Consider the following 14,257-nt stretch of genomic DNA (forward strand, 5'->3'; position numbering starts at 1 on the left):
ACGAACGTACGGTCGTAGGTACACGTACGACCACGGGGGCACCCGGGGGCCACGGCTCCCGGGTGCCCCCGTGGTCGTGGCCGGGCACCGGTCAGGGTCCTCGGGTAGGGAAAACCCCCGCCCCGGGACGCCCACCCGCCTCATGGTCCGGCGGGGCCGGACACGGAACCCTGGAACACGTACCGCCCGCCCTCCCGAGCAGAGAAGGACTCCGCGATGGACTCCCCCCGCCTCCCCGCCGCGATCCGCGCGCCGTTCGAGGCCCGCACCTGGCGGGCCCTGCTGTACGTGCTGATCGGGCTGCCGCTGAGCGTCGTCTGGTTCGCGCTGTCCGTGGCGTTCGCCTCGGCCGGTGCCGGACTGCTGGTCACCTTCCTCGGGGTGCCGATCCTCGCCGGGGCGCTCGCGATGTGCCGGGGCTTCGGGGCGGTCGAGCGGGCCAGGGCGCGCGGGCTCCTCGGGCTCGACGTGCGGGCTCCGGAGCCGGTGCGGGGGAAGACCGGCGGCGCGTTCTCGTGGATGGGCGCGACGCTGAGGAGCGGGGCCTCGTGGCGGCATCTGCTCTACGCGCTGGTGCACATGCCGTGGGCGGTGTTCTCGTTCTCGGTGACGGTGGCGTTCTGGAGCTGGGGCTGGGGCCTGTTCACGTATCCGCTGTGGCAGTGGGTCTTCCCCGCGTACGTGGGGCAGGACGGCATTCAGCTGTACGGCGACGGGACGCACAACTTCTATCTGGACTCGTCCTTCGAGATCGCGGTGACGTGCGTCGTCGGACTGCTGTTCGTGATGGTGGGGCCGTGGCTGCTGCGCGGGTTCGTCGCCGTGGACCGGCTGCTCGTGTCGGGGCTGCTCGGCCCGTCCCGGCTCGCGTCCCGGGTGACGGAGCTGGAGTCGGACCGGGGGGTGGTCGTCGACACCGCCGCCGCCGATCTGCGGCGCATCGAGCGGGACCTGCACGACGGGGCGCAGGCGCGGCTCTCGGCGCTCGCCATGGACCTGGGCCTCGCCAAGGAGAAGGTGGCGCGGGACCCGGAGGCGGCGGCGGTGCTGGTGGACGAGGCGCACGGCGAGGTGAAGCTGGCCCTCCAGGAGCTGCGGGACCTGGCCCGGAACATCCACCCGGCGGTCCTGACCGACCGGGGTCTCGACGCGGCCCTCTCGGCGGTGGCGGGCCGGTGCGCGGTGCCGGTGGCGGTGGACGTGGACCTGCCGGCCCGGCCGGTGGCGGCGATCGAGGGCACCGCGTACTTCACGGTGTCGGAGCTCCTCGAGAACGTCTCGAAGCACGCGCGGGCGCGCCGGGCGTGGGTGGACGTGTGGCGGGCGGGCGACCGGCTGATGCTCCAGGTCAGGGACGACGGGGTGGGTGGCGCGGAGAAGACGGCGGGCCGGAGCCTGGCGGGTCTGGCGGAGCGGGTCGGCGCGGTCGACGGGGTGCTTGCGGTGGACTCGCCGACGGGCGGCCCGACGACGGTGACGGTGGAGCTGCCCTGGCGGGCGTGACGCTCCCGCCCTCGCGGGCGCCGCACCCGTAGTGTGCCGTCGGCCACCCCCGCGGGCCCGGCGCCCGCCCCCTCTCCCCCGGCCGGGGCCCGCCCTTCCCGGCCGGGCTTTCGCCTGCCCCCGGCCGGGGCTCCCCGCCCGCCTCCCCCGGCGGGGGCCGTGCCCGTCCCGGCGGGAACCCTGCGATGCTGGCCGGGGCGTCCCCCGTGGTCCGGAGGGCGCGGACGAGTCGATCGACAGGGCATGGGGGCTGCGGGGCGTGGGCGTGCAGGATGTGGCGGGGCGGGTACGGGTACGGGTGGTCATCGCCGAGGATTCCGTACTCCTCCGGGAGGGGCTGACGAGGCTGCTGACCGATCTGGGGCACGAGGTGGTCGCCGGGGTCGGGGACGGGGAGGCGCTCGTCGAGACCGTCGCCGGGCTGGCGGCCGAGGGGGCGCTGCCGGACGTGGTGGTGGCGGACGTGCGGATGCCGCCGACGCACACCGACGAGGGGGTGCGGGCGGCGGTGCGGCTGCGCAAGGAGCATCCGGGGCTCGGGGTGCTGGTGCTGTCGCAGTACGTGGAGGAGCAGTACGCCACCGAACTGCTGGCCGGTTCCTCGCGGGGCGTCGGCTACCTCCTGAAGGACCGGGTCGCGGAGGTCCGGGAGTTCGTGGACGCGGTGGTCCGGGTCGCCGGGGGCGGTACGGCGCTCGATCCGGAGGTCGTACAGCAGTTGCTGGGCCGGAGCCGTCAGCAGGACGTCCTGGCGAACCTGACACCGCGCGAGCGGGAGGTCCTCGGTCTGATGGCGGAGGGCCGGACGAACTCCGCGATCGCGAAAGCGCTGGTGGTGAGCGACGGCGCGGTGGAGAAGCACATCAGCAACATCTTCCTGAAGCTGGGGCTCTCGCCGAGTGAAGGGGATCACCGCCGGGTACTGGCGGTGTTGACGTATCTGAAATCCTGAGGATCTGACACCCTGTCAGAAATCCCGGGGCCGGGCGGCAGCCCGTCGGCGTCCCGAGGACCTAGGACCGAAGGACGAGACGGAAACCGACGGTCCGGGGCGCCTCCTGGGGTGACAGATGGTGATAATTCAGGGCAAGAGGGCGTCTCAAAAAGAGGTCCGCGATGTGAGAAGTCCCCGGAGGGCCCTTCTCACCGTCGTAGGGTGGGCCTCGGGACGGACGGTGACCGGCCGACCGCATCCCGAGCCTCTCCCGCCTCCGGCGGGGAGTCCCCTTGCCGCGAGGGAGGTCCAGTTCAGTGACCAGCCAGGTCAGCAGCGAGGCCGGTGAGGCCCTGCTCGGGGAGCAGCGCAGCGCCCCCGAGAAGCCTCACCACGGCACAGAGAAGGAAGTGCGCCGGCTCGACCGGGTGATCATCCGCTTCGCGGGTGACTCCGGGGACGGCATGCAGCTCACGGGTGACCGGTTCACCTCGGAGACGGCGTCCTTCGGGAACGACCTCTCCACGCTGCCGAACTTCCCGGCCGAGATCCGGGCGCCCGCCGGGACCCTGCCGGGTGTCTCCTCCTTCCAGCTGCACTTCGCCGACCACGACATCCTGACGCCGGGCGACGCCCCGAACGTGCTGGTCGCGATGAACCCCGCCGCGCTCAAGGCCAACATCGAGGACGTGCCGCGCGGTGGCGAGATCATCGTCAACACCGACGAGTTCGCCAAGCGCGCCATGGCCAAGGTCGGCTACGCGGTCTCGCCCCTGGAGGACGGCTCGCTGGACGGCTACCGGGTCCACCCGGTGCCGCTGACCACGCTGACCGTCGAGGCGCTCAAGGGCTTCGGGCTGTCCCGGAAGGAGGCCGAGCGCTCCAAGAACATGTTCGCGCTCGGGCTGCTGTCCTGGATGTACCACCGGCCGACCGAGGGCACCGAGGCCTTCCTGCGGCAGAAGTTCGCCAAGAAGCCCGCCATCGCCGAGGCGAACATCGTCGCCTTCCGGGCCGGGTGGAACTTCGGCGAGACCACCGAGGACTTCGCCGTCTCGTACGAGGTCGCGCCCGCCACCCGCGCCTTCCCCTCCGGCACCTACCGCAACATCTCGGGGAACCTGGCCCTCTCGTACGGGCTGATCGCCGCCGCCCGCCAGGCGGAGCTGCCGCTCTACCTCGGCTCGTACCCGATCACCCCCGCCTCGGACATCCTCCACGAGCTGTCCCGGCACAAGAACTTCGGTGTGCGCACCTTCCAGGCGGAGGACGAGATCGCCGGGATCGGCGCCGCGCTCGGCGCCGCCTTCGGCGGCTCCCTCGCTGTGACCACGACCAGCGGTCCCGGTGTGGCGCTCAAGTCGGAGACGATCGGTCTGGCGGTCTCCCTGGAGCTGCCGCTGCTGATCGTCGACATCCAGCGCGGCGGCCCGTCGACCGGTCTGCCCACCAAGACCGAGCAGGCCGACCTCCTCCAGGCCATGTACGGCCGCAACGGCGAGGCGCCGGTGCCGGTCGTCGCCCCGAGGACGCCCGCCGACTGCTTCGACGCGGCGATCGAGGCGGCCCGGATCGCGCTGGCCTACCGCACCCCCGTCTTCCTGCTCTCCGACGGCTACCTGGCCAACGGCTCCGAGCCCTGGCGCATCCCCGAGGTCGACGAACTGCCCGACCTGCGGACCGGGTTCGCCACCGGCCCCAACCACACCCTGGACGACGGCACCGAGGTCTTCTGGCCGTACAAGCGCGACCCGGAGACCCTGGCCCGCCCGTGGGCGGTGCCCGGCACCCCCGGTCTCGAACACCGCATCGGCGGCATCGAGAAGCAGGACGGCACCGGCAACATCTCGTACGACCCCGCCAACCACGAGTTCATGGTCCGCACCCGGCAGGCGAAGACCGACGGGATCGACGTCCCCGACATCGAGGTGGACGATCCGGACGGCGCCCGGACCCTGGTCCTCGGCTGGGGTTCCACCTACGGGCCGATCACGGCGGCCGTCCGGCGCCTCCGGGCTGCCGGGCAGCCCATCGCCCAGGCCCATCTGCGCCACCTCAACCCCTTCCCGAAGAACCTCGGGGAGGTCCTGGCGCGGTACGAGAAGGTCGTCGTCCCCGAGATGAACCTCGGCCAGCTCGCCACCCTCGTCCGCGCGAAGTACCTGGTCGACGCCCGCAGCCACACCCAGGTCAACGGGATGCCGTTCAAGGCCGAGCAGCTCGCCGCCGCCCTCAAGGAGGCCATCGATGCCTGAGTCCCTCCTCCACCTGGTGCCCAAGGCCGAGGCCCGGCAGACGATGAAGGACTTCAAGTCCGACCAGGAGGTCCGCTGGTGTCCGGGCTGCGGTGACTACGCGGTCCTCGCCGCCGTCCAGGGCTTCATGCCCGAACTGGGCCTGGCGAAGGAGAACATCGTCTTCGTCTCCGGCATCGGCTGCTCCTCCCGCTTCCCGTACTACCTGAACACCTACGGGATGCACTCCATCCACGGGCGCGCCCCGGCCATCGCCACCGGGCTCGCCACCTCCCGCCGCGACCTGTCCGTCTGGGTCGTGACCGGCGACGGCGACGCGCTGTCCATCGGCGGCAACCACCTGATCCACGCGCTGCGCCGCAATGTGAACCTGAAGATCCTGCTGTTCAACAACCGGATCTACGGGCTGACCAAGGGCCAGTACTCGCCGACCTCCGAGGTCGGCAAGATCACCAAGTCGACGCCGATGGGCTCCCTCGACGCGCCCTTCAACCCGGTGTCGCTGGCGCTGGGCGCGGAGGCCTCCTTCGTGGCGAGGACCGTCGACTCCGACCGCAAGCACCTCACCGAGGTGCTCCGGCAGGCGGCCGACCACAACGGCACGGCGCTCGTGGAGATCTACCAGAACTGCAACATCTTCAACGACGGCGCCTTCGAGGTCCTCAAGGACAAGGACCAGGCGAAGGAGGCGGTCATCCGGCTCGAACAGGGGGAGCCGGTCCGGTTCGGCGCCGAGAACGAGAAGGGCGTCGTCCGCGACCAGGCGACCGGTGACCTCCAGGTCGTCACGGTCACCCCGGAGAACGAGTCGCGGATCCTCGTCCACGACGCCCGTGCGACGACGCCCACCACCGCGTTCGCGCTGTCCCGGCTCGCCGACCCCGACACCCTCCACCAGACCCCCATCGGGGTGTTCCGGGCGGTGGACCGGCCGGTGTACGACACGCTCATGGCGGAGCAGGTGGAGACGGCGGTGCAGCGGCAGGGCGAGGGCGATCTGGGCAGCCTGCTCGCCGGGAACGACACCTGGACGGTCGTGGGCTGACCCGCCCCGGCCCCGGCGAAGGGGGCACGGCCCGGTGCGGGCCGTGCCCCCTTCGTCCGTGCCGGCACGGCCGCCGCCGTGCCGGCGGAGCCGCCGGGTTCACGCCCCGGCGCCCCCGGCCGAGGAGGGGGCGGTGGCGTTCTCGCGGCGGGCCGCGTCGTAGCGCGCCCGGGCCTCCTCGACCTCCGGGACCCGGAGGTCGGTCCAGCCCGCCAGCTCCCGGACCCTGCGGGCGGCCTCCTCGCCGAGCGGGGTGAGGCGGTAGTCGACGCGGGGCGGGATGACGGGCCTGGCCTCCCGGTGGACGAAGCCGTCGCGCTCCAGGGTCTGGAGGGTCTGGGTGAGCATCTTCTCGCTGACCCGGCCGATGTGCCTGCGCAGTTCGCTGAAGCGGTACGAGCGGTCCCCCAGCGCGATCAGGACCAGGACGCCCCAGCGGCTGGTGACGTGCTCCAGGACCAGCCGGGCGGGGCACATGGCGCCGTCGACATCGGCGAGCAGGGCCCTCGGCTCCTCACTTACTCCCATGCCAGTACCTTACTTCAAAGTGGGTACTTACGAAAAGATAGCGCCGGTCGTACGGTGAGCATCAGTGGGTGTCTCGCCCACCGCCCCCACGGGAACCCACGGGAAACCCACGGGAATCCACGGGCATCCACAGGAGAAGGAAGCAGCACCATGAGCATCGTCGTCACCGGAGCCACCGGCCGCCTCGGCCGTCACGTCGTCGACTCCCTCCTCGCCACCGTCCCCGCCGCCTCCGTCGCCGTCGTCGTACGCGACGGGAAGAAGGCCGCCGACCTCGCGGAGCGCGGTGTCGAGGTGCGGATCGCCGACTACGGCCGCCCCGAGACCCTGACGGGCGCCTTCCGCGCGGGCGACCGGGTCCTGCTGATCTCCGGCAGCGAGGTCGGACAGCGCGTCCCCCAGCACACCGCCGTGATCGACGCGGCCGTCGCGGCGGGCGTCGCCCAGCTCGCGTACACCGGCATCCTCGGCGGTCCGGACGCCGACTTCGAACTGGCCGCCGAGCACAAGGAGACCGAGCGGCTGATCCTCGCCTCGGGGCTCCCGTACACCTTCCTGCGCAACGGCTGGTACACCGAGAACTACACCGAGAACCTCGCCCCCGTCCTGGCCCACGGCGCCGTCGTCGCCAACGCGGGCGAGGGCCGGATCGCCTCCGCCACCCGCGCCGACTACGCCGCCGCAGCCGCCGCCGTGCTGACCGGCCCGGCCGGGGAGCACCTGAACCGGGCGTACGAGCTGAGCGGCGACACCGCCTGGTCCCTCGCCGAGTACGCCGCCGAGATCGCCGCCCGGTCCGGCCGGGAGATCACCTACGCCGCCGTCTCCGCCGAGGAGCACCTCGCGGTCCTGACCGGCGCCGGGGTCCCGCCCTTCTTCGCGGAGATCCTCGTCGACGTCGACCGGGCCGTGGAGCGCGGCGCGCTCGCCCTGCGGACCGGCGACCTGGCCCGGCTGACCGGCCGCCCGTCCACCCCGCTCGGCGTGACGGTCGGCGAGGCCCTCGCCGCCGTCTGACCTCCCCCCTCATGGTCATGACCGTATTGCGGTACGGGCATGACAATCCGCCCGGTGCGGCGCTACCTTCGACCCGACAGCGCGGCACAGGGGCGGGGAGGTCCGGTGAAGACGGAGAACGAGGAAAGAACAGGGCTGCTCTACGGGGTGGGCGCCTACGGCATGTGGGGTCTCGTCCCGCTCTTCTGGCCGCTCCTGAAGCCCGCCGGGGCGGTCGAGATCCTCGCCCACCGGATGGTCTGGTCCCTGGCCTTCGTCGGCCTCGCGCTGCTCGCCGTGCGCCAGTGGGCCTGGGTCGGCGAGCTGCTCCGCAGCCCGCGCAAGCTGGCCCTGATCACCGTCGCCGCGACCGTCATCACCGTGAACTGGGGCCTCTACATATGGTCCGTGAACACCGGTCACGTCGTCGAGGCCTCGCTCGGGTACTTCATCAACCCGCTGGTCACCATCGCCCTGGGCGTCCTCGTCCTCCAGGAACGGCTGCGGCCCGCGCAGTGGGCCGCCGTCTCCGTCGGATTCGCCGCCGTCCTCGTCCTGGCCGTCGGCTACGGGCAGCTCCCCTGGATCTCCCTCACCCTGGCCTTCTCCTTCGCCGTCTACGGCCTGGTGAAGAAGAAGGTCAACCTGGGCGGCCTGGAGTCGCTCGCCGCCGAGACCGCCGTCCAGTTCCTGCCCGCGCTCGGCTACCTCGTCTGGCTCGGCACCCAGGACGACCTGGCGTTCGGCTCCCACGGCGCGGGCCACACGGCCCTGCTCGTGGCCACCGGCGTCGTCACCGCCGTCCCGCTCGTCTGCTTCGGCGCCGCCGCGATCCGCGTCCCGCTCTCGACCCTCGGCCTCCTCCAGTACCTGGCGCCGACCTTCCAGTTCCTGCTGGGCGTCGTGTACTTCCACGAGGAGATGCCCCCGGAGCGCTGGGCGGGCTTCTCCCTGGTGTGGCTGGCCCTGACGATCCTCACCTGGGACGCCCTGCGCGCGGCCCGGCGCAGCCGCGCGGCCGTGGAGGCGGCGCGGGCGGAGGCCGCCGGGGCGACTGACGGGACGCCTGCGGCACCTGAGGCGCCCGCGCCCGCCGTGCCCGCCACGCCCTCTCGCCCTTCGGCCCGGACGGGCCTCTGACGAAAGCCGGTGACCGGGGCTGGCGGGGCTGGCGGGGCTGGCGGGGCTGGCGGGGCCCAGGAAAACGCGTGGCCCCGTGCGGCCCGTCCGGCCCACCCTGGGGACATGGAAGAACCGAAGTACCGCGTCCGCGCGCTGCACACCGAGCGGACGGTCACCGTCTACCAGGCCTACCGGCCCGGGATCGGGCTGCCCGCCGCCCGCGAGGGCCGCTTCCCGGCCGCCTGGAAGCGGGACCGGATGACGTGGATCAAGCCCTCGTTCCTGTGGATGATGTACCGCTGCGGCTGGGGGACGAAGGAGGGCCAGGAGACCGTCCTCGCCGTGGAGATCACCCGCGAGGGCTTCGAGTGGGCCCTGCGGAACGCCCGCCTCTCCCACTACGCGCGCGGCCTCCATCCCGACCGGGACACCTGGCGGCGCGAGCTGCGCCGGGCCCCCGCGCGGGTCCAGTGGGACCCCGAGCGCGACCTCCGCCTGCGGCCGCTCCCGCACCGCTCGCTCCAGCTCGGCCTCACGGGCGAGGCGTCCCGGCGATACGCGGACGAGTGGACGGTCTCCGTCACCGACGTGACCCCGCTCGCCCGCCGGATCCACGACCTGGTCCGGACGGAGGGGCCGGAGGCGGCCCGTCCGCTGCTCCCCCGCGAGGAGCCGTACCCGGAGGCCCCGGGCCTCCTGGACCACCTGCGCGCCCCCGCCCGGACCACGGACGGGGACGCGACGACGGGCGCCCCGTAGGCCGTCAGGCCGAGGGGTCCCGGGGCGGGCGGCGCATCGCCCACAGGGCGGGACCGCCGCCGGGCAGGGACGCCTCGCCGAGGACGACGAAGCCGAAGTGCTCGTACACCGGGAGGTTCTCCGGCTTGGAGGACTCCAGGTAGACGGGGAGACCCGCCGCGTCGGCCTTGGCCAGGCCGGAACGCAGCAGCGCGGAGCCGTGGCCCTGGCCCCGCGCCCCGGGGTCGGCGCCGACCACCGCGAGGTACCAGTGCGGTTCCGGCGGGGTGTGCGCGGCGGCGGCCTCGACCGCCTCGCGGAACGGACCGGCCCGGTCGCCGAGGATGCCGGCCAGTTCCCGGACGGTCCCGGCGTCGGGAACCGCCTTCTCCCGGCCTTCGGGCGACACCCAGAACGCGGCTGCGGCGTCGGTGCGTTCGCACACCCCGTGGAGCCCGTACTGCCGGGTGAAGAGGGTGGAGAAGTAGCGCGTCAGGCCGTCCTCGCGGGTGGCCGCGTCGGGGAAGAACCAGCGCATCATGGGGTCGTCGTGGAAGGCGCGGGCCAGCGCCCGGCTGATCGCCGGAGCGTCCTCGACCGTCGCCGTCGTCGGTGTGTTCGAGAGAGCCATACGGGTCATTCTGCACATCGGATGATCTTGAGGCTGGACCGGGGTCGCCCACCCGTCCGATGAGCGAACATGCCTGACCGGTTTCCGCTCTTGACGCACAGTCACGCTCTCGTTCAACATTCAGCACGCGCAACGAACACCAGCACGACAGAACAACTGAACACCGCACGCGCACTCGCACAGCTCCAACGCCTCGTGGCCCCCGCGCCCGAGGCGTCTCGCACGTTCCGTCCCATCCCCGTTCGGAATCCGGAGCCCCCACATGACCCTCACCGTGCCCAGACGCGTCACCGCCGCGGCGGCCCTCGCCGCGCTGGCCCTCGGCGGACTCACCGGCACCACCGCCTCCGCCAGCCCCACCGGTGGCACCGCCGTCGCCGCGCCCGACATCCCGCTGGCCAACGTCAAGCAGCACCTGACGGACCTCCAGTCGATCGCCACCGCCAACGGCGGCAACCGCGCCCACGGCCGTACCGGCTACAAGGCGTCGATCGACTTCGTGAAGGCGAAGCTGGACGCGGCCGGGTACACCACCGCCCTCCAGACCTTCACCTCCGGCGGCGCCACCGGCTACAACCTGATAGCCGACTGGCCGGGCGGCGACCCGAACCAGGTGATCATGGCCGGTTCGCATCTGGACTCGGTGACCGCGGGCCCCGGCATCAACGACAACGGCTCCGGCTCCGCCGCCGTCCTGGAGACCGCGCTCGCCGTCTCCCGCGCCGGGTACCAGCCCACCAAGCACCTGCGGTTCGCCTGGTGGGGTGCCGAGGAGCTGGGCCTGATCGGCTCGAAGTACTACGTCAACAACCTTCCGGCCGCCGAGCGGACGAAGGTCAAGGGCTATCTGAACTTCGACATGATCGGCTCGCCCAACCCGGGCTACTTCGTCTACGACGACGACCCCACGATCGAGCAGACCTTCAAGGACTACTACGCCGGGCTCGGCGTCCCCACCGAGATCGAGACCGAGGGCGACGGACGCTCCGACCACGCCCCGTTCAAGAACGTGGGCATCCCGGTCGGCGGGCTGTTCTCCGGCGCCGACTACGTCAAGACGGCGGCGCAGGCGCAGAAGTGGGGCGGCACCTCCGGCCAGTCCTTCGACCGCTGCTACCACGCGTCCTGCGACACGACGGCGAACATCAACGACACCGCCCTCGACCGCAACGCGGACGCCGTCGCGTACGCGATCTGGAACCTGTCCGGCGCGACGACCCCGCCGACCGGCACGGTCTTCGAGAACACGGCCGACGTGTCCATCCCGGACAACGGCGCCGCGGTGACCTCCTCCGTGACCGTGACCGGCATCGCGGGCAACGCGCCCTCGGCCCTCAAGGTCGGTGTGGACATCGTGCACACCTGGCGCGGTGACCTGATCGTCGACCTCATCGCCCCCGACGGCTCGGTCTACAACCTGGCCAACCGGACCGGCGGCAGCGCCGACAACATCCAGGAGACCTTCACCGTGAACGCCTCCACGGAGGTCGCCAACGGCGTCTGGAAGCTCCGCGCCCAGGACAAGGCGTCCTCCGACACGGGATACATCAACGGCTTCAAGCTGACGTTCCCGTAGGGGAGTTTCCCGTAGGGGAGTTCCCTTAAGGGGACTCCCCCGCCGGGGAAGTCCCTGTCAGGGGAACCCTCTTGAGGTACTTCCCCGGCAGGGAGATCCCGTAAGGGAACTCCCTGCGAGGGACCCACTGCGAGGGACGCCCTGTGAGGGACTCCCCATGAGGGAGCCGCCCCGGGGGAGTTCCCCCACGGCGGCTCCCGCACCACACAGAAACGCCCGGGTGGGTCGGTGACCATCGCCCCCGACCCCCCCCGGGGCCCCAATCCCCCGTGGACGCCGCTTACTTGGCGGCGTTCGCCGCGTTCACCAGGGTGTCCTTCGTGACCGCTCCGACGTAGACCTTGCCGTCGTCGGTGAGCAGCGCGTTCACCAGCTTCGTCTTGAAGAGGGTGCCCGAGCCGAACTTCCCGCTGACCTTGTCCCCGAAGGAGTCAAGGAAGCCCTGGAACTCCTTCGGCGCGTCCTCGGTCTTCGGCGCCGGGGCGCCGGTGTCGAGCTTCGCGATGGTCGTCCAGCCCTCGCCGATGACGTTCACGCCGTCGCCGCCGAGGTCCGCGAGGCCGCCGCCGAGGCCGCCGGGCAGTGCGTCGCCGAAGGGCCCGCCGTGCCCGCCGGACTCCGCCCCGGCGTCCTCGCCCGCCTTCTCCGCCGCGCCCTCGGTCACCTTGGCGCCCTTCGGCGCCTTGAAGTCGAACTCGGAGGCGGCCGGGCGGCCGAAGTCGACCTTGGTGAAGCCCGCGTCGAGGACGGGCTTGCCGCCCTCGACCGACGCGAGGGTGAACTTCAGCGGGGTGCCGGTCGCCGCGTCCACCGCGATCTTCACGGACTCGACCGTGGAGCCGTTCTGCTTCGGCTTGATCACCAGCTGGTAGGCGTCCCGGCCGGCCACCTTCGCGGTGCCGCCGACCGTGACGGACGTGGTGTCGCCCGCGGCCTTCAGGACCTCGTCGGCGAGCTGCTTGGGGCTGCCGGGGAGGCCCTCGGGGCCCTCCTCGCCCCGGTCGCCCCGGTCGTCGGAGAGCTTCTCGTGGAAGGCCTCGCGGGACTTGCTGTCGTACGCCCAGACGTCGGCGCCGTTGTGGACGAGGCTGTACTCGTCGGAGCCGTCGAGCAGGGTGAGCTTCTGGCGGTCGGGGCCGTCGGCCGCGACGCGCAGGGTGTGACTGCCGGAGAAGAGCTGGGTGAGCTTCTCCGTGGGGTCGGCCGACGAGGTGCCGCCGCCGCCCAGGCCGGACGCCAGACCGCTGAGGGCGGGCAGCCCCAGGTCGGTGGAGATCCGGAACGTGCCGGACAGGGTCTGGGTGTCCGAGGCGGCGATCTTCTCGATGAGCTGTGCGGCCGTGATCTCCGGCAGGTCGGGGTCTCCGGACGCCGCCAGTGCCGGGACGAGGCCGATGGTCGCCGCGGCAACTCCTGCCACCGCGACCGGGACGATGAACCGGCTCGCCTTACGGGTCTCTGCCATGGTCTCCGCTTCCTCCGTGGTCGATGTCCCCATCCCATCAGGACGGCGGCACCGAGGCGTCAGCCCCGGGGATCAACCTGGCGTACTGCTCCGGTATGACCCGACCCCGAGACGGACCCGCCGCGAGGGCTACGTACGGGGCCGGGCCGGGGCATCCGGGAGCCCTTACGGGTCCCGAGGCCAGGGACCCGACCGTTCGGGCCCCCTACGGGCCGCGCCGAGCCCCTGAGAGCCTGGCCGGGGAAGGTCACCCGCCCCCGACGGACCCGTTCGGCCCGCGCGACGGACCTGTTCAGCCCGCGCGGTGGACCTGTTCAGCCCGCGCGACGGGCCCGTTCAGCCCGCGCGGTGGACCCGTTCGGCCCGCGCGACGGACCCGTTCAGCCCGCGCGGTGGACGACCGCGTCGCACATCTCGGCCAGGGCGGCCTTCGCGTACCCCTCGGGCAGCGGCGCCAGCATCGCGCGGGCCTCCTCCGCGTACCGCACGGTGTCCCGGCGGGCCTGCTCCAGGGCCGGGTGGGCGCGCAGTCCGCGCAGCGCCTCGGCGTGCCGGGCGTCGTCGCTGAGGTCTCCGTCGACGAGCGCGACGAGCGCGAGGTCCTCGGGGCGCCCGTGGGCCGCCGCGGCGGCCCGCAGGTGCAGGACCGGCAGCGTGGGGATGCCCTCGCGCAGATCGGTGCCCGGGGTCTTGCCGGACTCGTGGGAGTCGGACGCGATGTCGAGGACGTCGTCGGCGAGCTGGAAGGCGACGCCGAGCCGCTCCCCGTACTGGGTGAGGGTGTCCACGACGCTCTCGTCGGCACCGGCCATCATGGCGCCGAAGCGGCAGGAGACGGCGACGAGGGAGCCGGTCTTGCCGCCGAGGACGTCGAGGTAGTGGGCGACGGGGTCGCGGCCGTCGCTGGGGCCCGCGGTCTCCAGGATCTGGCCGGTGACCAGGCGCTCGAAGGATTCGGACTGGATGCGCACGGCCTCCGGGCCGAGGTCCGCGAGGGTGTGCGAGGCGCGGGCGAAGAGGAAGTCGCCCGTGAGGACGGCGAGGGAGTTGCCCCAGCGGGTGTTGGCGCTGTCGACACCGCGCCGGACGTCGGCCTCGTCCATGACGTCGTCGTGGTACAGGGTGGCCAGGTGGGTCAGCTCGACGACGACGGCGGAGGGCACGACACCCGGCGCGTAGGGGTCGCCGAACTGGGCCGCGAGCATCACGAGCAGCGGGCGGAAACGCTTGCCTCCGGCGAGCACGAGGTGCTGGGCGGCCTCCGTGATGAAGGGGACATCGCTCTTGGTGGCGGCCAGGAGGCCCGTCTCCACGGCCGCCAGGCCGGTCTGGACATCGGCTTCGAGAGCCTGGTCCCGCACGCTAAGACCGAACGGCCCGACGACGGTCACGAGGGGGTCTCCTGTCTGCTGACGCCTGCTGACGATCACGGTTGGTTCGTACGGACTGTTGACGATCACACGG

General features: G+C 72.3%; 12 protein-coding genes. 8 read left to right on the forward strand and 4 right to left on the reverse strand.

Annotated features, from left to right (window positions below):
• Nucleotides 1-216: 216 nt before the first annotated feature.
• The 4 genes from ACIRQY_RS06240 to ACIRQY_RS06255 all read left to right on the forward strand — a co-directional run bounded on the left by ACIRQY_RS06240 (nt 217) and on the right by ACIRQY_RS06255 (nt 5,737).
• Nucleotides 217-1,503, forward strand: coding sequence for a sensor histidine kinase (locus ACIRQY_RS06240; protein WP_403922634.1), 1,287 nt, complete (start codon nt 217-219; stop codon nt 1,501-1,503).
• Nucleotides 1,504-1,777: 274 nt separating this feature from the next.
• Nucleotides 1,778-2,455 carry a LuxR C-terminal-related transcriptional regulator gene (locus tag ACIRQY_RS06245; RefSeq protein ID WP_403922841.1) on the forward strand — a complete coding sequence of 226 codons (678 nt, stop codon included), beginning with the start codon at nt 1,778-1,780 and terminating at the stop codon, nt 2,453-2,455.
• Between the two features lie 299 nt (nt 2,456-2,754).
• Nucleotides 2,755-4,692 carry a 2-oxoacid:acceptor oxidoreductase subunit alpha gene (locus ACIRQY_RS06250; protein WP_403922635.1) on the forward strand — a complete coding sequence of 646 codons (1,938 nt, stop codon included), beginning with the start codon at nt 2,755-2,757 and terminating at the stop codon, nt 4,690-4,692.
• Entirely contained in the window at nt 4,685-5,737 is a 1,053-nt protein-coding gene (locus ACIRQY_RS06255; RefSeq protein ID WP_403922636.1) for a 2-oxoacid:ferredoxin oxidoreductase subunit beta, read from the forward strand. The genes ACIRQY_RS06250 and ACIRQY_RS06255 overlap by 8 nt, the downstream gene beginning before the upstream one ends.
• A gap of 99 nt (nt 5,738-5,836) precedes the next feature.
• Here ACIRQY_RS06255 and ACIRQY_RS06260 read toward each other — a convergent pair whose 3' ends face one another.
• Nucleotides 5,837-6,265, reverse strand: a complete 429-nt coding sequence (locus tag ACIRQY_RS06260; protein WP_403922637.1) for a winged helix-turn-helix transcriptional regulator — start codon at nt 6,263-6,265, stop codon at nt 5,837-5,839.
• A gap of 150 nt (nt 6,266-6,415) precedes the next feature.
• On the opposite strand from ACIRQY_RS06260, the gene ACIRQY_RS06265 reads away from it, so the two are divergent.
• The 3 genes from ACIRQY_RS06265 to ACIRQY_RS06275 all read left to right on the forward strand — a co-directional run bounded on the left by ACIRQY_RS06265 (nt 6,416) and on the right by ACIRQY_RS06275 (nt 9,142).
• Nucleotides 6,416-7,282: an SDR family oxidoreductase gene (locus ACIRQY_RS06265; protein ID WP_403922638.1), complete on the forward strand. Its 867-nt coding sequence runs from the start codon at nt 6,416-6,418 to the stop codon at nt 7,280-7,282.
• Between the two features lie 105 nt (nt 7,283-7,387).
• A complete protein-coding gene (rarD, locus tag ACIRQY_RS06270; RefSeq protein ID WP_403922639.1) occupies nt 7,388-8,401 on the forward strand; it encodes an EamA family transporter RarD in 1,014 nt (337 codons plus the stop codon).
• Nucleotides 8,402-8,506: 105 nt separating this feature from the next.
• Nucleotides 8,507-9,142, forward strand: coding sequence for a DUF4291 domain-containing protein (locus ACIRQY_RS06275; protein ID WP_403922640.1), 636 nt, complete (start codon nt 8,507-8,509; stop codon nt 9,140-9,142).
• 4 nt (nt 9,143-9,146) lie between these two features.
• Here ACIRQY_RS06275 and ACIRQY_RS06280 read toward each other — a convergent pair whose 3' ends face one another.
• On the reverse strand, nt 9,147-9,761 hold the full coding sequence (locus tag ACIRQY_RS06280; protein ID WP_403922641.1) for a GNAT family N-acetyltransferase: 615 nt from the start codon (nt 9,759-9,761) through the stop codon (nt 9,147-9,149).
• A gap of 253 nt (nt 9,762-10,014) precedes the next feature.
• On the opposite strand from ACIRQY_RS06280, the gene ACIRQY_RS06285 reads away from it, so the two are divergent.
• A complete protein-coding gene (locus tag ACIRQY_RS06285; protein ID WP_351781102.1) occupies nt 10,015-11,328 on the forward strand; it encodes a M28 family metallopeptidase in 1,314 nt (437 codons plus the stop codon).
• 280 nt (nt 11,329-11,608) lie between these two features.
• On the opposite strand, the gene ACIRQY_RS06290 is transcribed toward ACIRQY_RS06285, so the two are convergent.
• On the reverse strand, nt 11,609-12,793 hold the full coding sequence (locus ACIRQY_RS06290) for an outer membrane lipoprotein carrier protein LolA (protein ID WP_403922642.1): 1,185 nt from the start codon (nt 12,791-12,793) through the stop codon (nt 11,609-11,611).
• 380 nt (nt 12,794-13,173) lie between these two features.
• Nucleotides 13,174-14,184, reverse strand: coding sequence for a polyprenyl synthetase family protein (locus ACIRQY_RS06295; RefSeq protein ID WP_351781172.1), 1,011 nt, complete (start codon nt 14,182-14,184; stop codon nt 13,174-13,176).
• Nucleotides 14,185-14,257 lie beyond the last annotated feature (73 nt).

It is taken from the genome of Streptomyces sp. NPDC101490, assembly GCF_044767145.1.
Classification (GTDB): Bacteria; Actinomycetota; Actinomycetes; order Streptomycetales; family Streptomycetaceae; genus Streptomyces.